This window comes from Litoreibacter roseus (genome assembly GCF_009811795.1).
Taxonomy (GTDB): Bacteria; Pseudomonadota; Alphaproteobacteria; order Rhodobacterales; family Rhodobacteraceae; genus Litoreibacter; species Litoreibacter roseus.
The window spans coordinates 87,638-105,462 of the sequence record NZ_BLJE01000004.1 but is presented as its reverse complement, the minus strand read 5'-3'; the positions used below and the strand labels follow the sequence as shown (position 1 = coordinate 105,462).

Genomic DNA, 17,825 nt, shown 5'->3' with positions numbered 1-17,825 from the left:
GGCCCGTTATTCACGGCGACGTGTCAGGATCACGCTAAATGTTTCAAATCCGAAACGATCGAGGTAGGGAGAGACGCTGTTTGTTACAGAAGTTGAGGCTATGGGACTCGCACTAACATCCTCCGAACTGATTGCGCGGGCGCGGGGCGATCTGCGCGCTGGCGCGCCTGTCGTTGTCGGCAATCATCTGGTGATCGCTGCGGAGGTTCTGGCCAAGCATCGGTTTGAAGCACTAAAGAGCCTGAACTGTCCCCTGACCCTCGCGCTGTCCCGACACCGTGCCAATACACTGAAAATTCGAAGCTACGACGGCGATGTCGCCCGGATGATCGTTCCGGCTGACGCCGAAAGCACTTGGGTGCGAGCGATGGCCGACCCAACGCTTGACCTGCGCCATCCGATGAAGGGGCCGGTGTCCAGCATTCGGGACGGCGACGCCGCTGATGCCTTGTGCGCAGTTGTGCTGGTCAAGTCAGCCCGTTTGTTGCCTGCCGCTATGTTGGCGCCCGTTGCAGCTGTGGCCCCAGAGGACACCAGTGGTTTGTGTCATCTGTCGCTTGATGCGCTTCGATCGGAGGCAGTCCGACAGCATATCTTTGAGCCGATTGTTTCGGCCAAACTGCCCCTGTCTGCACATCCCGAGGGACGGCTTCACGTCTTTCAAAGCGATGATGGAACGGAAGAACACTACGCGATTGAGATCGGGGCGCCCGATCGGTCTGCGCCTGTACTCAGTCGCCTACATTCGGCATGCTTCACAGGTGATCTTTTGGGGTCATTGAAATGCGATTGCGGACCTCAGTTGCGGGCAGCCCTTGCGATGATGGGATCGGAAGGGCACGGCATCCTTCTCTATCTCAATCAAGAGGGACGGGGCATCGGGCTAACCAACAAGATGCGGGCATACGCGCTTCAGGATCAAGGATTTGATACGGTTGACGCAAATCACAGGCTTGGGTTTGAAGATGATGAGCGGGATTTCCGGATCGGTGCATCCCTTCTCAAACGTCTGGGTTTTCATGCGGTTAGGCTGCTGACGAATAATCCGGCAAAGATGAAGATGCTTCAGGAAAACGGTGTTGGGGTGGTAGAGCGCGTTCCGCTTAAGGTTGGTCTAACGAAAGAAAATGCCCGATATCTGGCAACGAAGGCTGAACGATCGGGCCACTTGTTGTGAAACCGCATGATCTGGTCGTTACCCCATGGTCCTGTCGGTTCATGGGTCGCCGGTTCCCTTGCAGCATTGGGCGGGGCGGTCTGACAGACGACAAGCGCGAGGGCGATGGCGCGACGCCAATCGGCACGCACCGGATCGTCGGCATGCTCTACCGTCCAGACCGGATGGCGCGACCTGCCGATTGGGGCGTTGCGATTGGGCCCACTGACTTATGGTGCGATGACGCCAGCCATGAAGATTACAATCTCATGGTGAAGACCCCGTTCCCCGCGTCTCACGAGCGCTTGACCCGCAGCGATCCGCTGTATGATCTGGTGATCTTGACGGATTGGAACTGGCCTTATGCGCAAAAAGGCAAAGGGTCCGCGATCTTTATCCATACGTGGCGGCGACCACGATACCCGACAGAGGGCTGCGTCGCATTTGACAGATGTGATCTGCTCTGGATTGCCGCGCGCATTCGGCATCAAACCCGGCTGATCGTTCAGGCGTCTTCGTAAACGCGTTCTCCAAAAATAGCCGAACCCACGCGAATATGCGTTGCGCCAAAGGTGATCGCTTTTTCAAAGTCTGCACTCATGCCCATGCTGAGGTTATCAAGCCCATTTCTTGCTGCGATTTTCGCGAGCAGTGCGAAATGCAGTGCCGCTTCCTCGTCGACCGGTGGGATGCACATAAGGCCTATGATGGGCAAACCTAACTCTTTGCAGTGATTGATGAACGCGTCGGCTTCACCGGGGGGAATGCCCGCTTTCTGTGGTTCTTCTCCGGTATTGATCTGGATGAACAGATCCGGACATTTACCCAACTCATCCTTGAGGGTCGCGACCTTCCCGGCAAGTTTTGGACGATCCAGCGTGTGGATAACATCGAACAGCTCCATCGCTTGGCGGGCTTTGTTTGTTTGCAAAGGTCCCAAGAGATGCAATTCGATGCCGGAATACGTTTCGCGAAACGCAGGCCATTTGCCAGCAGCTTCCTGAACGCGGTTTTCACCGAAGCTGCGGTGCCCGTCGTTCAGAACGGCTTCGACCCGCTCGTTGGGCTGGATCTTGGAAACCGCAATCAGATGGGTTTGCCCAATCCGATCCACTGCAGCTTCGGCCTGAGCGATACGGGACTTGATATCTGCCAGTGACATGGGTGTGCGCTCCAACCGCTTATCATTTCTGACAGTTTTTCAGAAGCGAGAGGGGAGCACAAAAGAAAAGAGCGGGCCGAAGCCCGCTCTTCCTAACACATCTCTTCTAAGAAAACTTAGAAGCTCAGGCCGAGGCCCAAGGAGAACGTGGAGAAGTCTGCGTCGTCGTCGTCGAAGTCGCTGTCGCCGTAACCAGCGTGAACAACTGCGCCACCGCCGAGGTCGTAAGCTGCGGACAGACCGAAGCCTTCTGCTTCGGAGTCGTCACCGTAATCATACTGACCGTAGTTTGCGTGCAGAGTGATCGCACCAGTCGTGTAGCCGATGCCAACGCCGATGTGATCGTCGCCTTCGTCGTCGCCGTCGAACTCACCGTCGAGATATGTGATGCCAGCAGCCAAACCATTATCGAAGGTTGCTGCGATCGAAAGACCGATGCCGTCCAGATCGTTGTCATCGCCGTCAACATCAACTTCTTGGTAACCAAGGCCGAAGTTTACAGTACCTGCTGCGATGTCGAGACCGTAGCGAACACCAATCGCGAAACCGTCGGATTCGTCTGATTCTGTCCGCTCATCACCGAAGTCAAAATCTTCAAAGTCAGTGTCGCCCTGCTCATAAGAGATAGCAAATCCAAATGCACCGGCTGTGTAGTTGTAGCGCAGGATCTGACCGTCGTTACCGCCGTCACCGTCAAGGTAGGAGCCGTTGTAACCAGCATGCTCGGTTTCATCGTCGTTGATGGAACCACCATTGTTGTTGTTGCCAGCGTCGCTCAGCGCCCAGTCCAGAGCGCCGTCTGTATCACCCATAGTGACCGTACCAAAGCCACCGGAGATGAAGATCGTTGCGCCACCATCGTCCGAGTTGTCGTCGGAAGCAGCCGAACCGTCGCCACCTTCATCGAGGTCAACGGATGCACCGAAAGCCAGACCGCCGTCTGTTTCACCGGACATGGTGAACGTAACGTCGATGTCGGTGAAGAACTGTGCGCTAATGTCATCGGCGTCACTGTCAACAATACCCATTTCGGCACGGCCGGACAGGGACACATCGGCAGCTGCAGCGCCGCAGAAGGCGACGATCGCTGTGGATGCAAGGAGAATCTTTTTCATGGTTTTCCCTCTATTCTCATTGGTTCAACTCAATCCAGTGAGTCCGAATTGGGTCTGTGGTTAAATCCTACGACTGGCTTTTCTTTTCAAGTCGATGTGAGACACCCGGCCCCCAACCCGAAATATTGATGCAATGGTGCCACAGTGACGGAACCCGCTCCGCCGTTGATCTTCGGGAATAGAACTTGTCGCTCTCAAGCCTGCGTTATATGACGGCGAGTGTGACCAATGGCCTTTCCGGGCCGGGGTAAGCGGGAGAATTCGGTGAGATTAGCTTTGAATGCCGTTTTGGCTTTGGCGCTGGCAGGTGGCGTGGCTGCGTGTGGTGGCCAGAACGATACCGGATTTGAACGGGATTTTGACAGCGCAGCGCGGACCGATGCAGCGCAGCGCCGAGATTCCCTTTTTGATCTGTTTGATGCCCGCGATGATCCGAATACCACGCTTGAGGTGAACAAGTACCTCTGGAACGCTTCGCTGGACGTGCTGAATTTCATGCCACTTCAGGCCGCGGACCCGTTCACCGGCACCATCGTTTTGGGATATGGTAGCCCGCAAGGATCCTCCCGAGCCTATCGCGCGACGGTCTACATTAGTGATCCGGCTTTAGACGCACGATCCCTGCGTGTGGCGCTTCAGGGCCGCAATGGTGCTGCGGTTGATCGGGAAACCAGCCGTGCCGTGGAAGATGCCATCCTGAACCGGGCACGTCAGCTCCGCATCCGCGACACCAACCTCTAGACCGTCGCCCCAGTTGAACTTATGACAAACGCCGGGTCTCAAGGCCCGGCTTCTTTGCATCCAAGGAATAGAAATGTCCCGCTACAACGCCCGCACCGTAGAGCCGAAATGGCAAAAAGCATGGGAAGATGCCGATACCTTCCGAGCTGTCCGGAAGGACAATCGCGATAAGTATTATGTCCTTGAGATGTTCCCCTACCCGTCTGGGCGGATCCATATCGGACACGTGCGCAACTACACCATGGGCGACGTAATCGCGCGATATAAATCTTCCTGTGGTTTCAGCGTGTTGCATCCAATGGGCTGGGATGCGTTCGGGATGCCAGCGGAAAACGCGGCTATGGCATCTGGCGGTCACCCGAAGGACTGGACCTACGACAATATTGCGGTCATGCGCGAGCAGATGAAACCTCTGGGCCTCAGCATTGACTGGTCCCGCGAATTCGCCACATGCGATCCGGACTATTACGGTCAACAGCAAGCCCTGTTCTTGGACATGTTGGCGGCCAATCTGATCTACCGGAAGGAAGCCACAGTCAATTGGGACCCGGTCGACATGACCGTGCTGGCCAACGAGCAGGTCATTGACGGCAAAGGGTGGCGGTCCGGCGCCGATGTGGAACGGCGCGACCTGACCCAGTGGTTCTTCAAAATCTCGGATATGGCCGAAGAGTTGTTGGACGCCATCGACGGGCTGGATAACTGGCCTGCGAAGGTCAAGCTGATGCAGGCCAACTGGATCGGAAAATCGCGCGGCTTGCGCATGGCCTTCAACCTGACCGAAACCATAGCTGATTTTGACAATATCGAAGTCTACACCACACGCCCTGACACTTTGGCAGGTGCAAGCTTCATCGCCATTGCGCCGGAACATCCCTTGGCCCGCGCTTTGGCAGAACAGGATACGAAGCTTGCCGATTTCGCCATCGATGTGCGGAAGGGCGGAACAACAGAAGAGGCCTTGGAGACAGCAGAAAAACTGGGCTATGACACGGGCCTCACTGTCAAGCATCCTCTGTATGATGGCCAAACACTGCCTGTATGGGTCGCCAACTTTGTTCTGATGGACTACGGGACAGGCGCGATCTTTGGCTGTCCGGCTCATGACCAGCGAGACTTGGATTTTGCGCGAAAATACGACTTGACGGTGATCGATACGTTTGTCGCAATCGACGATGACACCCGTGTCGAGAGCACAGCGTTTGTTCCACCAAAGACCGACACCGTGAAATGGATCAATCAGCCTGCTGGCGTCGACGTCGCGACGGGTCAGGAAGCAATCGACGCGACAATTGAGTGGGCCGAGACGCAAGGCATCGGTACGGGCGAAACTCAGTTCCGCCTGCGGGACTGGGGTTTGAGCCGCCAGAGATATTGGGGCTGTCCTATCCCGGTTGTGCATTGCGAAGACTGCGGCATCGTCCCGGAAAAGAAGGAAAACCTGCCGGTCGAGTTGCCCGATGATGTCAATTTCGACATTCCCGGCAATCCACTGGACCGCCATCCGACATGGCGTGACACGCCGTGCCCTGCCTGCGGGAAAGCCGCGAAACGTGAAACCGACACGATGGACACATTTGTGGACTCATCCTGGTATTTTGCGCGGTTTACGTCCCCGGATGCAGAAGACCCGACAAACGCCGATGACGCGGCCTACTGGATGAATGTCGATCAATATATCGGCGGCGTCGAGCACGCGATCCTACACCTGCTCTATTCCCGCTTCTTCGCGCGGGCCATGCATTTGACCGGTCACCTGCCCGCCTCTGCCATTGAGCCGTTCAATGCACTCTTCACTCAAGGCATGGTCACGCATGCCATCTATCAGACGCGCGATGGTGCGGGACGACCCGTCTACCACCTGCCCGAAGACGTGGATGAGGCTGCGAAAACGCTGCGCGCCACTGGCGAGCCGATTGAAGTGATCCCCTCGGCCAAGATGTCGAAGTCCAAGAAGAATGTGGTCGATCCGGTGGATATCATCGACCAGTACGGCGCCGACACGGCGCGTTGGTTTGTCCTGAGTGACTCCCCCCCCGAGCGGGACGTGGAATGGACGGCGGCCGGCGCCGATGCCGCGTGGAAATTTCTGGGACGTGTCTGGCGGCTGGCCACTGACTTACCTGAAGGATCAGACACCGATCCCGCGCTGGAGCGTGCGACCGCGCAGGCCATTCATGAGGTCACCCAAGGCATTGAAACCTTTGGCTTCAACAAGTCGGTTGCAAAACTGCATGAGTTCGCCAATACGATCCAGAAATCGGACGCGGGCCCCGGTGCCAAACGGCAGGCCATCAAGACGCTGGCCCAACTGATGTCACCCATGACACCGCATTTAGCTGAAGAAATCTGGTCCCATCTAGGCGGTGAGGGTCTGATTGCCAATGCATCGTGGCCGAAAGCGGACGAGGCGCTTTTGGTCGAGGATACGGTCACGCTGCCAATCCAGGTGAACGGCAAACGCCGTTCTGAGCTGACGGTGCCAAAGGACACGCCCAAGGAAGAGCTTGAAAAGCAGGCGCTTGCCGACAATGCTGTGATGCGGGCGCTTAATGGCGCTGCACCGAAAAAGCTTATCATTGTCCCGGGCCGGATCATCAATGTTGTCGTTTGACAGACGCTTCTTTCTCTTTGCGGGTGCAGCCGTTGCCGGGTGCGGGTTTGAGCCGGTCTATCAATCCGGCAACGCAACCTCCGGCCTTAGGCGTGACATCGGTGTGCGCGCACCCGATACCCAGCTGGAGTTTACGTTCGTCGAACAGATGGAGTCCCGTCTCGGTCAGGCGACGGCGCCTAAATACGTGCTGGACTACTCGATCCGCACATCAGAGAGCGGGCTGGCCATTCGCGATGCCAACGACATTACGCGCTACAATGTTCTTGGCACGCTCAGCTACACGCTGCGGGATGCGCAGACGCGTAAGCCTCTCATCGATGGCACGATCAACACCTTCACCGCCTATTCCGCGTCCGAGCAGCCGGTGGCCACATTGGCCGCCCAGCGCGATGCCTCTGACCGGTTGATGGTTTCCTTGGCGGACAAGGCAATCTCGCAACTTCTGGTGCGCTCGGACGAATTCACCTGATGAAACTTCCCCCCCGCGATGCACGCAGTTTCTTCGAAAAGCCCGACCTAACGCGCACAGGGGTGCTGATCTACGGCCCTGACCCAATGCGGACAGCTTTGAAGCGCCAACAGCTGATCAGCGCCCTGATAGGCCCCACAGGCGAGGATGAGATGCGCCTGACGCGTATTGCAGCCAGCGAGATGCGCAAGGAACCGGCGCTTTTGAGCGATGCGATCAAGGCCGTCGGGTTTTTCCCCGGCCAGCGTGTCGCTTTTCTGGAAGAGGCGAATGATGTTCTGGCTGCCAGCGTAACGGCGGCCATCGATGACTGGCAACAAGGGGATGCTTTTGTGGTGATCACCGCAGGGCAACTCAAGCCAACGTCGAAGCTGAGAAAGCTCTTTGAAGCCCATCCGAACGCCTACGCGGCAGCGGTCTACGCTGATCCACCGGGACGTGACGAAATCGAGAAAGACTTGCGCGATGCAGGTCTCGGCCAGGTAGCGCCCGACGCGATGAGCGATCTTATGGATCTGGGACGCATTCTTGAGCCGGGTGATTTCAAACAGACGGTCGAGAAGCTCAGCCTTTACAAGCTTGGCGACGAGACGCCGGTATCCCCCGAAGATATTGCGTTATGCGCCCCAGCAACGGCTGAGGCTGCCTTGGATGACGCTTTGGACATCGTCGCCGAGGGCCGCGTTCAGGAAATCGGGACGATCCTCAGCAAACTGGAGGCGCAGGGGGTTGCAGCAGTTCGGCTGTGCATCGGCGCATCCCAGCATTTTCGTAAGCTCTATCTCGCGGCCAGTGATCCCAAAGGCCCCGAAGCTGGTCTTGCCCGCGCCCGACCGCCGGTCAATTTCAAGCGGAAAGACCGAATGGCGCGTCAGGCCAAAACATGGGGCGCCCGTAAGCTGGAGGCTGCGTTACGCGTGCTGACCGATACGGACCTGCAATTGCGTTCGTCTCAACCCGTCCCGCAGATGGCACTGATGGAACGGGCCCTTATTCGATTGGCAATGATGGCACGACGGTAACCGCCTGGAGGAATCGACATGTATAAAGTCTTCGGAACCGTAAAAAGTCGCGCTTTCCGCGTGCTCTGGGCGTTGCAGGAACTGGATCAGCCCTACGACTATGTCCCGTCCCTGCCGGGCGATGCGGATGTAAGGGCGATGAATGGGACGGGAAAAGTGCCTGCCATGCTGGATGGTGATGTGCAGATGACGGATTCCACCGCCATCATCACCTATCTTGCCGATAAGCATCAAAATTTGACCCATCCTGCCGGAACAAAAGAGCGCGCCGCGCAGGATGCGTTGACCCACACGGTTCTTGATGAATTCGACGCGATTTTGTGGACAGCCGCCAAACACAGCTTTGTCTTGCCCGAAGATCGTCGGGTACCTGCGGTCAAAGAAACCTTGAGATGGGAATTTGAGACCAACGCGGCGCGGATGGGCGCAAGGCTCGGCGACAAGGCATTCCTGATGGGCGACCAGATTACCGTGCCGGACATCGTCCTGACCCACTGCCTGGGATGGAGTATCATCGCAAAGCTTGGCCTGAATGACCCTGCTCTGTCCGACTATCTGAGCCGGATGAAAGCGCGCGACGCCTACAAGGCCGCCGCCGCGTCCTGAGCCTTCGCCCACTCGGCCGCGTGGTCCCCAGCCCATCTGCCCGTCGCAAGACAAGCCGTCAACAAATAGCCTCCAGTCGGGGCTTCCCAATCCAGCATTTCGCCCGCTGCGAATACACCCGGCGCAGATTTCAGCATCAAACTGTTGTCCAAGGCATCAAGGACGATCCCACCGGCAGTGGAGATCGCGCCTTCCATCTCCATCGGCCCGTTCAGTCGGACTGGCAACGACTTGATGATGGCAGCGAGCGCCTCCGGCGCTGATGGCAAGGGGCGTGCAAATTCCTGAAGCAAGGCTAGCTTTGCCGGTGGCAACTTCAAAGTTTTCCGAATGTGGTTGGAAAGAGACGCCTTGCCTCGCGGGCCGGACAGACGGTCAGTGATTTGAGCCGGGGTCAGGTCGGGCAGAAGGTCCAAGGTAAGTGGGGCTCCATCCCGCAGCGGACGGGACACTTCGTAAATCCCGCCGCCTTCGATCCCCTGCTCCGAAATCACAACCTCCCCGCGTGTGCGTTGAGATCCCGCGTGGAGAGCAATGTTTTTCAAAGGTGTTCCAAAAAAGCCCGCCATGTGATCCGACCACGTTACGCGGAAGCCTACATTCGCGGGCTGGAACGGCGCGATGTCGATCCGGTCGCCCATGTGCGTGGCCCATGCCCCGTCCGATCCCAACCGCGCCCAGCTTGCCCCGCCCATCGCAAGAACGGTAACCGAAGGGGTGACCCGTTGCGGTCCCTCTGGCGTGTCAAACATGCAGTCCTGTTCCGAAAAGCCGGACCAGCGCCATCTCACCCTGCGCTCCACCCCCAAGTCGTCGAGGCGTGCGAGCCACGCCCGCAGCAGGGGCGAGGCCTTCATGACCTGCGGAAACACGCGGCCGGTGGATCCTTTGAATATCCCTTGCCCTAGTGCTTCCGCCCACGCGATGATGGCGTCCGGTCCGAAGTTTTCGATCATTGGTTGCAACAGCGGCGTGGCTTCTGCGTAGGCGGCGTTGAAGCGGTCGCGATCCTCGATTTTCGTCAGGTTAAGCCCCGACTTGCCCGCCATTAGAAATTTGCGCCCGAACGACGGTTTCTGATCGGCCATGACGACGGGCAGCCCCGCCGCCGCCAATCGGTCCGCCGCCATAAGACCGGCGGGGCCCGCGCCTATCACCAAGGCGGGTTTCACGCGGTCAGATCAGCAGGCACGGCACCTTTGAGTTCCACAACGCGGTGTGGATAAGGAATTTCGATGTCGTGTTCTTTCAACGCGTTCCAGATCAAGAACATCACATCTGAGGCATATTTGTTCTTACCGTCGTCGATGCCATTCACCCAAAATTCTAGGCCGAACTCTACCCCGCTGTCACCAAAGGCCTTCAGTTCGCAGTCTGGCCCATCCGGCTCGTTCAAAATATCCGGATGAGTGGCAACAGCTGTGGTCACTATATCAGGGACCTTGTTGATATCGGTGTCATAGCTGACGGAAAACTCGACCTCATACCTGTTGGCTGACCCGGCGTCGGAGTAATTTATCACGCGCGTGGTGATGAAGTCTTCGTTCGGCACAACGATCCAACGGCCGTCAAAGGTTTCAAGGATCGTGGCGCGGGCGGTCATCTTTACAATTGTCCCCGCCTCGCCGCCATCCAGTTCCACGAAATCCCCGACTGTGGCCTGACCTTCGAGCAGAAGGATCACGCCCGAGATGAAGTTTGATGCGATCTTCTGGAGACCGAAGCCAAGGCCCACACCAATCGCACCGCCCAGAACCGCGAGCGTGGACAGGTTGATCCCCATGATGTTCATCAACAGCAAGAACGCCACGCCGAAAATCACAATCTCAGCGGTCTTGATGGCAAGCTGCCGCGTGGCCGGCCGCATCTCGTCTTGGTTGCTTAGGTAGCTTGCACTGCGGTCGTTCGACCAGCGTCCCAGCCAGAATAGCAACGATCCGGCGATGATTCCGCGCACGAGCGAAATGGCGCTGAACGAAATGTTCCCGATGCCGACGGTTGTCTCGGTCAGGTACAGCGTTACGGGTTCGAGCAGTCCTAGGGCATAGAGGGCTGCGATGGGCAGCAGGATGTACTTCGCCAAAAGCTTGAGGAACGGATCAGTAACGATGTCCCGGGCCAACCTGCGTGCGGCAATGAACATGAAGACGCGTTTGCCAAAAGCGATGACCGCCCCGGATTCAAACAGGGACCGGACAATTCCCTCACCGACGGCTGTGAAAACATAGGCAAAGAGTGGCAATAAAAGCGGCAGGAAACGCAGCACGAACAGCCGGATCTGGGCAAAGAGGGACGTGGCCCCATCCGCTGGGGTCAATAGCCGCGTCAAAACCCGCCCCACGTAGCTGGAGGTCACGATTGCCGCGAGAAACGCCGCGACCAAAAGGGCAAACTGGGACCAGGCCGCTGGGCTCGTAAGCCACTTCAGCGCAAGCTCCGTTCCGGTGTCCACATAGCCCGCCAATGGGCCCAGATACTGCGTCAAATCCATTGCTGTTCTTGCCCCTCACCACTGGTGAAGCATTCTTAAGCATATGAATTTCACAAGGAAAGCCACGTGATCCCTGAAGATGTGCCTCTTTGCCCCTTATGTGGCCGCCCTATCCCGCCACATGCGAAACAAAGCCTCCATCATCTGACACCAAAGCTGAAGGGTGGAAAAGGTGGCCCGGTCGTTCTGTTGCACCAGTTGTGCCACAACGAAATCCACGCGACGCTAAGCGAGGCGGACCTGGCGCGAAACTACAATTCCATCCAGGCTTTGCGCCTGCACCCGAGGTTAGAAAAGTTCATCCGCTGGGTCTCGAAGAGACCACCGGACTTTCATTCCAAAACGCCGGGACCGCGGCGGAAGGGACGTTAGGTTTGGTTTATCAGTGCTTTAATGGCATGGGTATGGTTAGGCTGTGCTGCGAGTAGATCCGCCGAGAGGCGATCAATCTCAGCGTTCTGGTCCTCAAGTGCGACGATCCGGTCGACAAGCCCCCAGGACAACGCCTGATCTGCCGGGATCTTCTGACCGGACAGCAGGATCATCTTAGCCCGAGACAGCCCGCAGAGGCGAACCAGACGGCACGGATCGCTTGGCTGCGGCAGAAAGCCAAGTGCCATCACGGGATAAAAGAACTTGGCAGTCGGGACACAGATCCGCAAGTCGCACGCCAGCACCATGCCCATCGCACCTCCAGCACAGGTGCCGTTCAGCGCAGCAATTGTAAGACCCGGAAACGCAGCAATTGCACCGGACAAACGTTCCCAGACCGGGTCAGTCGCCAAACCAGCCTTTGCATCGGCAAGATCGGCACCTGCGCTGAATACCTTACCCGCACCGTGCAGCGACAAAACCTTGGCTTTGTCCTGCGCGTCTTCGGTGATGGCTGCGATGTCGTTCAGCATCGCGCGGGTTAGGGCGTTCGCCTTATCCGGCCTGTTCAGCGTGATGCGCCAATGGTCCGTGTCACGCTCAAGATCAATCATATCAGCCTCCACCATCCCATATGGTTGCGCCGGGGGTATCTTGGCACTAGGTCAACACGCAAGCCGCAAAAGGATGCGCCATGCCCCGGAAATTGTCTGACCTGACCGACCAACTGCTGACCGCTGCCCTGAAAGCAGGGGCCGACGGTGCTGACGTCATCGCGGTGGACGGCACAAGTGTTACCATTGATGTGCTGAAGGGCGCGCTTGAACACGCAGAGCGGTCCGAAGGTCTCGACATCGGGTTGCGGGTGATCGTGGGCCAACGTCAAGCGTGTGTCTCGTCGTCACTGGCAGACCCCGAGACGCTGAACACGATGGCGGACCGCGCGGTCGCGATGGCCAAGGAAGCACCGGATGATCCAACGATTGGCTTGGCTGATCCGGAGCAGTTGTCGAATGGATGGGACCCCGCCGCGCTCGACCTTTACGATCCCGCAGAAGAGCCGCCCGCCGCTGAGCTTGAAGACCACGCCCGCCGGGCGGAGGCCAAGGCGCTTGAGGTAGACGGCGTTAGTCAAGTTCAGTCCGCGTCCGCCAGCTACGCCCGTCGGCGCATCCATCTGCAAGCGAGCAATGGATTTTCGGACGGCTACACGCGAACCGACAGTAGCCTATCCTGTGTCGCGGTGACTGGTACAGGGACGCAGATGGAGCGGGATTATTTCGGCGACACCCGGATCTACCGCGACGACCTGATGTCACCGGAAAAGATCGGACGGATAGCAGCAGAGCGGACCGTTGAGCGCGCGGGCTCCCGGAAACCTAGAACCGGCAGCTATCCGGTCGTGTTCGATGAACGCATTTCATCCAGTCTGCTCGGCCACATCCTTGTGGCCAGCAACGGTGCGTCGATTGTCCGCGGTTCGTCTTGGTTGCGCGATCAGCTGGGCGCGCAAATTCTGCCGGATGGGATTGATCTGATCGAAGAGCCTCACCGCGCGCGGACGTTGGGATCCCGACCGTTCGATGGGGAAGGTCTGCCCACATCCGGGCGGCACATTGTGGAGAACGGTGTCCTTACCGGTTGGACGCTGGATCTCGCCACGGCGCGGAAACTTGATATGGAAAGCACCGGAAACGCAGCCCGCGGCACGACGGCCCCACCCAGCCCGGCTGTCAGCAATGTCAGCATGACGCAAGGCACACAAAGCCGCCACGAGCTTATCCGCGACATGGGCACCGGGCTGCTTGTCACATCGATGATAGGATCCACCATCAACCCAAATACAGGGGATTACTCGAGAGGCGCCTCAGGCTTCTGGGTGGAAAACGGCGAGCTGCAATACCCGGTCAACGAATGCACGATCGCCGGCAACCTGCTGGATATGTTGAAAACCATCCGCCCGGCAAACGACGCGCGCCTGCATTTGTCGCGCGTGGTACCCAGCCTGCTTGTTGAAGGCCTGACACTTGCCGGAGAGTGACCTCGACCTTCTGATCGACGCCGCCAAGGCAAGCGGTGCAATCGCCCGGAGGCATTTCAAAGCCTCGCCGGAGATCTGGGAGAAATCCGATGGTGCGGGGCCTGTGACGGAAGCGGATCTTGAGATCGACAGAATGCTCCGGGCTGAACTTTTGTCGAGTCGTGCGACCTATGGCTGGCTTTCGGAAGAGACGGAGGATGACGCCGCGCGGCTTGAGCGGGATCGGGTTTTCATTATCGATCCCATCGATGGCACGCGGACCTTCATCGCAGGCGAGAAAAGCTTTGCGCACTCTCTGGCCATCGCGGAAAATGGGCGGGTCACCACCGCTGTTGTGTATCTGCCCCTGCTGGATTTGCTCTATACCGCCAGCGAGACCGAGAGTGCCCAACTCAACGGTGAAACCATTACCACCAGCGCCGCCCTCGAAATTGAGGATGCGACGGTGCTGGCAGCAAAGCCGAACCTAGACGCCATGCACTGGGTCGGGGCCGTGCCGTCCTTCACGCGGAAGTTCCGACCCTCCTTGGCGTACCGGCTGTGTCTCGTAGCACAGGGTCGCTATGACGGTATGCTGACCCTTCGCGACTGCTGGGAATGGGACATTGCGGCAGGCGATCTGATCGTCAGGCAGGCCGGTGGGCGTGTGACGGACCGTCATGATGATCCGTTGGTCTTCAACAGCACCGGCGCGAAGACGAAGGGCTGTCATGCGGCTGGCAAAGACCTTCACACCGCACTACAGGCTAGGCTCAGACAACCAGCCGCCTAAACATTATTTCCTGTCGTGATCGGGATGCATGGCTTAGAAGGCCCCCACAGAATACGGAGTTTCCAATGACACAACGTTTGCATCTGGTCTTTGGCGGCGAGTTGATCGACCCCACCAAGAATGCCTTCAAGGACGTGGATGATATTCATATCGTCGGTATGTTCCCGGACTATGCGACGGCCTACGATGCATGGAAGTCAGAGGCGCAAAAAACGGTCGACAACGCGCACATGCGCTATTTCATAGCCCATATTCACCGTCTGCGTGATGAAGAAACGGCGGCCAGCTCGACCGAGGAGTTGGGTGACTGATCGTCACGCAACACACCATGCCCGTCTCACCTGTCCTTGCAACCTACCTCACCGTATCGAGGTTTCTTGTTCGGTTTGCGGACCGGACGCTGAAACGCAGGTTGCAAGCGGGAAAAGAAGATCCAGACCGCATCAACGAGCGCCGGGGCATCGCCGAGCGGGCCCGGCCTGATGGGCAACTCCTATGGTTTCATGCCGCCAGCGTCGGGGAATCCCTGTCGGTGCTTGATCTCATAGAGATGATTCTCGACGATCGCCCGGATCTGAACGTTCTGATCACAACAGGCACGAGGACATCCGCTGAATTGCTGGAAAAGCGGATCACAGATCAGACGATCCACCAGTTTGTTCCTTTGGACGCGCGCGCATTTGTTGTCCGCTTTCTGGATCATTGGAAGCCCGACATCGCGGTCTTCACGGAAAGCGAACTGTGGCCCACTCTGATCTGCCAAACGCACAAGCGCAGGATCCCAATGGTGTTGCTGAACGCGCGGATGTCATCCAAGTCCTTCAAGAGATGGCGCTGGTTTCGCGGTGCGGCGCGCGGTGTGCTCGGATGCTTTTCGTACATTTTGGCTCAGGACAAAGTGACGAAATCGCACCTCGTTTCTTTGGGCATCAAATCAGGCGCGGTTGAAGTCACTGGTTCGCTTAAAGAAAGCGGCGGCGCCTTGCCGCATGACGAAAGGGAACGCGCGGATATCGCGGAAAGCCTCAAGACCCGACCAGTTTGGTTGGCCGCATCCACCCATGAAGGGGAGGAAAGCGCGGCGGCGGATGCCCATCGGATCGCGCGGCGCAGGTCGCCCCGGCTTCTTCTCATCATAGCGCCACGCCACCCGGATCGCGGCCCGGAGATTGCAGCCGCACTACGCGCTGACGGTTGGTCCGTCGGATTGCGGTCCGCCGGGGAGTCCCCAGACGAAAACATTGATATATACGTTGCTGATACCTTGGGTGAGATGGGGCTTTGGTATCGCATTGCCCCGGTCAGCTTTGTCGGCGGATCGCTTGCTGAGATCGGGGGGCACAATCCGTTTGAACCCGCGGCCCTTGGTTCAGCGATTGTGCACGGGCCCCATATCTCCAGCGCCGCAGAAGCTTATGAGCGTTTGTCCGATGCGGGCGCGGCGCGCCAAGCGGCGAACGCGCGGGAACTGGGTGACATCATCGTCGAGCTTCAAGAACCCCACGAGACCGCAGCTATGGCGCACGCCGCGTGGGAGGCGACGACGTCCGGCGCAGAGGCTATCGAACGGGCGCGCGCCCTGCTTTTGGATCTCCTGACACGCACCGAGAGCAAGTGATGCAGGCGCCCCGCTTTTGGCACAGAGACAAGGGCCTGCGGGCAACCCTGCTACAACCTATCGGGCAGGTCTACGCCTACGCTACTGCGCGCCGCATTGCGACCGGTACCCCCCTAAAGTTGTCCATCCCGGTGATCTGTGTCGGAAACATCAACGTCGGCGGAACCGGGAAAACACCAACGGTTATCGCTCTGTGTCAGCGGCTTCTGGACAAAGGTCACACACCGCATGTCCTGTCCCGAGGATATGGCGGCAGTCTGAAAGGACCGGTGCTGGTCGACCCACAGATCCATAGTGCCGGCGACGTGGGGGATGAGCCGCTTTTGCTATCGGCCTTTGCCCCGACATGGGTGTCTGATGATCGCCGTGCAGGTGCACAAATGGCCGTTGATGCGGGGGCAGGTGTTCTTGTCCTCGATGACGGATTTCAAAGTCCGGCATTGGTAAAAGATATGTCCATTGTTGTCGTGGATGCAGCGCGGGGCTTTGGGAACGGTTGTGTTTTGCCGGCGGGGCCCCTTAGGGAGCCTATCAACGTGGGTCTCGCGCGCGCTGATCTTGTTCTGAGTATCGGGCCGCCCCAAACACAGACCCATTTTGTCCGTACTTGGGGCGGGAACATCGCCCTGCCCCATGCAACGGGGCATCTGGAACCACTTGAAACCGGCATGCCGTGGACGGGCCTTCGCGTTCTGGCCTTTGCGGGGATTGGACATCCTCAGAAGTTCTTCGCAACGCTCAGTTCACTCGGTGCAGATGTCGTGAAGTCCGAAGCCCTGAGCGACCATCAAGATCTGTCGCCCCCCTTGATGGAGAGACTTCAGAGAGAAGCCGCAGCAATGAACGCGCAGCTTGTGACCACCGAAAAAGACGCTGTGCGCCTGCCGCCCGCATCGAGGCAGCAGGTTTTGACGGTTCCGGTCCGACTGGAGCTGGACGACTGGTCGGTCCTTGATGGGCTGATGGAAAAAATCCTGCCCTAGAGTTCTGCGTCGAGAATTTCTTTCATGTCCGCATAGCTCATGTTGCTGTGCGTTGTGCCATTAATTACAAAGGACGGCGTCGCGCGAATGCCATCGGCCTGTGCGTTTTGCTGATAGAATGCTGTCAGAGCTTTCGCCTTCTCGGCATCTTGCAGGCAGGCATCAATCGTTTCCCCATCCATACCCGCAAGCAGACCCATCTTTTTCAGATTGTTGGCGATGTCGACATTTTCGCCCTGCGTCCACTGCTGCTGGGTTTCGAAGATCATATCGACAATGCCAAAATAGCGGGATCCACCATCGCATCGCGCCACCATTCCGGCCCAAAGACCGTAGCGATCGAAATAGACCTCCCGGAAAACGAACTTAGCCTTGCCCGTGTCGATGTAGTCTGCCTTCAACTGCTTGAAGGCGTTCTCATGGAATGTACGACAATGCGGACATGTGAAGGACGCGTATTCGACAATTGTGATCGGCGCGTCCTCCGCCCCGATGGTCATGTCTTGCACGCCGGAGATATCGACATCACCTGCCGTTTGGGCCTGTGCGGGCGACACTGGCGATTGCTGCGCGCCGCTGCCCGAAAAGAACATGGCACCTACCCCAATAGCGACCGCGACTGCGGCGCCAATGACCAAGGTCTTATTCATAATGCGTTCC

19 protein-coding genes are annotated in these 17,825 nt (G+C 58.1%); 13 read left to right on the top strand and 6 right to left on the bottom strand.

The features are described from left to right. The first annotated feature begins 100 nt into the window (after positions 1-100). Both ribA and KIN_RS16565 read left to right on the top strand, forming a co-directional pair. Positions 101-1,177, top strand: coding sequence for a GTP cyclohydrolase II (gene ribA, locus KIN_RS16570; RefSeq protein WP_159809151.1), 1,077 nt, complete (start codon positions 101-103; stop codon positions 1,175-1,177). After that, complete coding sequence (locus tag KIN_RS16565; RefSeq protein ID WP_159809149.1) at positions 1,174-1,677, top strand: L,D-transpeptidase family protein; 504 nt, start codon at positions 1,174-1,176, stop codon at positions 1,675-1,677. Before ribA ends, KIN_RS16565 begins: the two co-directional genes overlap by 4 nt. On the opposite strand, the gene KIN_RS16560 is transcribed toward KIN_RS16565, so the two are convergent. Both KIN_RS16560 and KIN_RS16555 read right to left on the bottom strand, forming a co-directional pair. Then, positions 1,662-2,318: a YggS family pyridoxal phosphate-dependent enzyme gene (locus tag KIN_RS16560; protein ID WP_159809147.1), complete on the bottom strand. Its 657-nt coding sequence runs from the start codon at positions 2,316-2,318 to the stop codon at positions 1,662-1,664. The genes KIN_RS16565 and KIN_RS16560 overlap by 16 nt on opposite strands. A 116-nt stretch (positions 2,319-2,434) precedes the next feature. Next, positions 2,435-3,433, bottom strand: coding sequence for a porin (locus KIN_RS16555; protein WP_159809145.1), 999 nt, complete (start codon positions 3,431-3,433; stop codon positions 2,435-2,437). Positions 3,434-3,697: 264 nt separating this feature from the next. Here KIN_RS16555 and KIN_RS16550 point away from each other — a divergent pair, with 264 nt between their 5' ends. The 5 genes from KIN_RS16550 to KIN_RS16530 all read left to right on the top strand — a co-directional run bounded on the left by KIN_RS16550 (position 3,698) and on the right by KIN_RS16530 (position 8,888). Next, positions 3,698-4,174, top strand: a complete 477-nt coding sequence (locus KIN_RS16550; protein ID WP_243144956.1) for a DUF3576 domain-containing protein — start codon at positions 3,698-3,700, stop codon at positions 4,172-4,174. 73 nt (positions 4,175-4,247) lie between these two features. Then, a complete protein-coding gene (leuS, locus tag KIN_RS16545; RefSeq protein ID WP_159809141.1) occupies positions 4,248-6,788 on the top strand; it encodes a leucine--tRNA ligase in 2,541 nt (846 codons plus the stop codon). Then, positions 6,775-7,260, top strand: coding sequence for an LPS assembly lipoprotein LptE (lptE, locus tag KIN_RS16540; protein ID WP_159809139.1), 486 nt, complete (start codon positions 6,775-6,777; stop codon positions 7,258-7,260). Before leuS ends, lptE begins: the two co-directional genes overlap by 14 nt. Beyond that, entirely contained in the window at positions 7,260-8,282 is a 1,023-nt protein-coding gene (gene holA / locus KIN_RS16535; protein WP_159809137.1) for a DNA polymerase III subunit delta, read from the top strand. Before lptE ends, holA begins: the two co-directional genes overlap by 1 nt. Before the next feature lie 18 nt (positions 8,283-8,300). Continuing rightward, on the top strand, positions 8,301-8,888 hold the full coding sequence (locus KIN_RS16530; RefSeq protein ID WP_159809135.1) for a glutathione S-transferase family protein: 588 nt from the start codon (positions 8,301-8,303) through the stop codon (positions 8,886-8,888). Here the strand turns inward: KIN_RS16530 and KIN_RS16525 are convergent. After that, on the bottom strand, positions 8,864-10,060 hold the full coding sequence (locus KIN_RS16525) for a TIGR03862 family flavoprotein (RefSeq protein WP_159809133.1): 1,197 nt from the start codon (positions 10,058-10,060) through the stop codon (positions 8,864-8,866). The genes KIN_RS16530 and KIN_RS16525 overlap by 25 nt on opposite strands. Beyond that, positions 10,057-11,379, bottom strand: a complete 1,323-nt coding sequence (locus KIN_RS16520) for a mechanosensitive ion channel family protein (protein ID WP_159809131.1) — start codon at positions 11,377-11,379, stop codon at positions 10,057-10,059. The genes KIN_RS16525 and KIN_RS16520 overlap by 4 nt, the downstream gene beginning before the upstream one ends. Positions 11,380-11,448: 69 nt before the next feature. On the opposite strand from KIN_RS16520, the gene KIN_RS22485 reads away from it, so the two are divergent. After that, the gene (locus tag KIN_RS22485) at positions 11,449-11,751 is read left to right on the top strand and encodes an HNH endonuclease family protein (RefSeq protein ID WP_243144972.1); all 303 of its coding nucleotides are present in this window, start codon (positions 11,449-11,451) and stop codon (positions 11,749-11,751) included. Here the strand turns inward: KIN_RS22485 and KIN_RS16510 are convergent. Continuing rightward, complete coding sequence (locus KIN_RS16510) at positions 11,748-12,365, bottom strand: enoyl-CoA hydratase/isomerase family protein (protein ID WP_159809129.1); 618 nt, start codon at positions 12,363-12,365, stop codon at positions 11,748-11,750. The genes KIN_RS22485 and KIN_RS16510 overlap by 4 nt on opposite strands. A gap of 80 nt (positions 12,366-12,445) precedes the next feature. On the opposite strand from KIN_RS16510, the gene KIN_RS16505 reads away from it, so the two are divergent. The 5 genes from KIN_RS16505 (at position 12,446) to lpxK (ending at position 17,165) form a co-directional block, all read left to right on the top strand. Further along, positions 12,446-13,792, top strand: a complete 1,347-nt coding sequence (locus KIN_RS16505; protein ID WP_159809127.1) for a TldD/PmbA family protein — start codon at positions 12,446-12,448, stop codon at positions 13,790-13,792. Beyond that, positions 13,779-14,564: an inositol monophosphatase family protein gene (locus tag KIN_RS16500; protein WP_159809125.1), complete on the top strand. Its 786-nt coding sequence runs from the start codon at positions 13,779-13,781 to the stop codon at positions 14,562-14,564. The genes KIN_RS16505 and KIN_RS16500 overlap by 14 nt, the downstream gene beginning before the upstream one ends. A gap of 65 nt (positions 14,565-14,629) precedes the next feature. Continuing rightward, complete coding sequence (locus KIN_RS16495; RefSeq protein WP_159809123.1) at positions 14,630-14,875, top strand: DUF4170 domain-containing protein; 246 nt, start codon at positions 14,630-14,632, stop codon at positions 14,873-14,875. 17 nt (positions 14,876-14,892) lie between these two features. Beyond that, positions 14,893-16,182 (top strand): 3-deoxy-D-manno-octulosonic acid transferase, encoded by a 1,290-nt coding sequence (locus KIN_RS16490; RefSeq protein ID WP_159809121.1) that lies wholly within the window; start codon positions 14,893-14,895, stop codon positions 16,180-16,182. Continuing rightward, positions 16,182-17,165, top strand: coding sequence for a tetraacyldisaccharide 4'-kinase (lpxK, locus tag KIN_RS16485; protein ID WP_159809119.1), 984 nt, complete (start codon positions 16,182-16,184; stop codon positions 17,163-17,165). The genes KIN_RS16490 and lpxK overlap by 1 nt, the downstream gene beginning before the upstream one ends. Here lpxK and KIN_RS16480 read toward each other — a convergent pair. Further along, positions 17,162-17,815: a DsbA family protein gene (locus KIN_RS16480; RefSeq protein WP_159809117.1), complete on the bottom strand. Its 654-nt coding sequence runs from the start codon at positions 17,813-17,815 to the stop codon at positions 17,162-17,164. The two genes, lpxK and KIN_RS16480, sit on opposite strands and share 4 nt — an antisense overlap. Positions 17,816-17,825 lie beyond the last annotated feature (10 nt).

Excerpts from the sequence above, each read along its gene's own strand:
- ribA (WP_159809151.1), top strand. The coding sequence starts at position 101 with ATGGGACTCGCACTAACATCCTCCGAACTGATTGCGCGGGCGCGGGGC.
- KIN_RS16560 (WP_159809147.1), bottom strand. The coding sequence starts at position 2,318 with ATGTCACTGGCAGATATCAAGTCCCGTATCGCTCAGGCCGAAGCTGCA.
- KIN_RS16555 (WP_159809145.1), bottom strand. The coding sequence starts at position 3,433 with ATGAAAAAGATTCTCCTTGCATCCACAGCGATCGTCGCCTTCTGCGGC.
- leuS (WP_159809141.1), top strand. The coding sequence starts at position 4,248 with ATGTCCCGCTACAACGCCCGCACCGTAGAGCCGAAATGGCAAAAAGCA.
- lptE (WP_159809139.1), top strand. The coding sequence starts at position 6,775 with ATGTTGTCGTTTGACAGACGCTTCTTTCTCTTTGCGGGTGCAGCCGTT.
- holA (WP_159809137.1), top strand. The coding sequence starts at position 7,260 with ATGAAACTTCCCCCCCGCGATGCACGCAGTTTCTTCGAAAAGCCCGAC.
- KIN_RS16530 (WP_159809135.1), top strand. The coding sequence starts at position 8,301 with ATGTATAAAGTCTTCGGAACCGTAAAAAGTCGCGCTTTCCGCGTGCTC.
- KIN_RS16520 (WP_159809131.1), bottom strand. The coding sequence starts at position 11,379 with ATGGATTTGACGCAGTATCTGGGCCCATTGGCGGGCTATGTGGACACC.
- KIN_RS16510 (WP_159809129.1), bottom strand. The coding sequence starts at position 12,365 with ATGATTGATCTTGAGCGTGACACGGACCATTGGCGCATCACGCTGAAC.
- KIN_RS16505 (WP_159809127.1), top strand. The coding sequence starts at position 12,446 with ATGCCCCGGAAATTGTCTGACCTGACCGACCAACTGCTGACCGCTGCC.
- KIN_RS16495 (WP_159809123.1), top strand. The coding sequence starts at position 14,630 with ATGACACAACGTTTGCATCTGGTCTTTGGCGGCGAGTTGATCGACCCC.
- KIN_RS16490 (WP_159809121.1), top strand. The coding sequence starts at position 14,893 with ATGCCCGTCTCACCTGTCCTTGCAACCTACCTCACCGTATCGAGGTTT.
- lpxK (WP_159809119.1), top strand. The coding sequence starts at position 16,182 with ATGCAGGCGCCCCGCTTTTGGCACAGAGACAAGGGCCTGCGGGCAACC.
- KIN_RS16480 (WP_159809117.1), bottom strand. The coding sequence starts at position 17,815 with ATGAATAAGACCTTGGTCATTGGCGCCGCAGTCGCGGTCGCTATTGGG.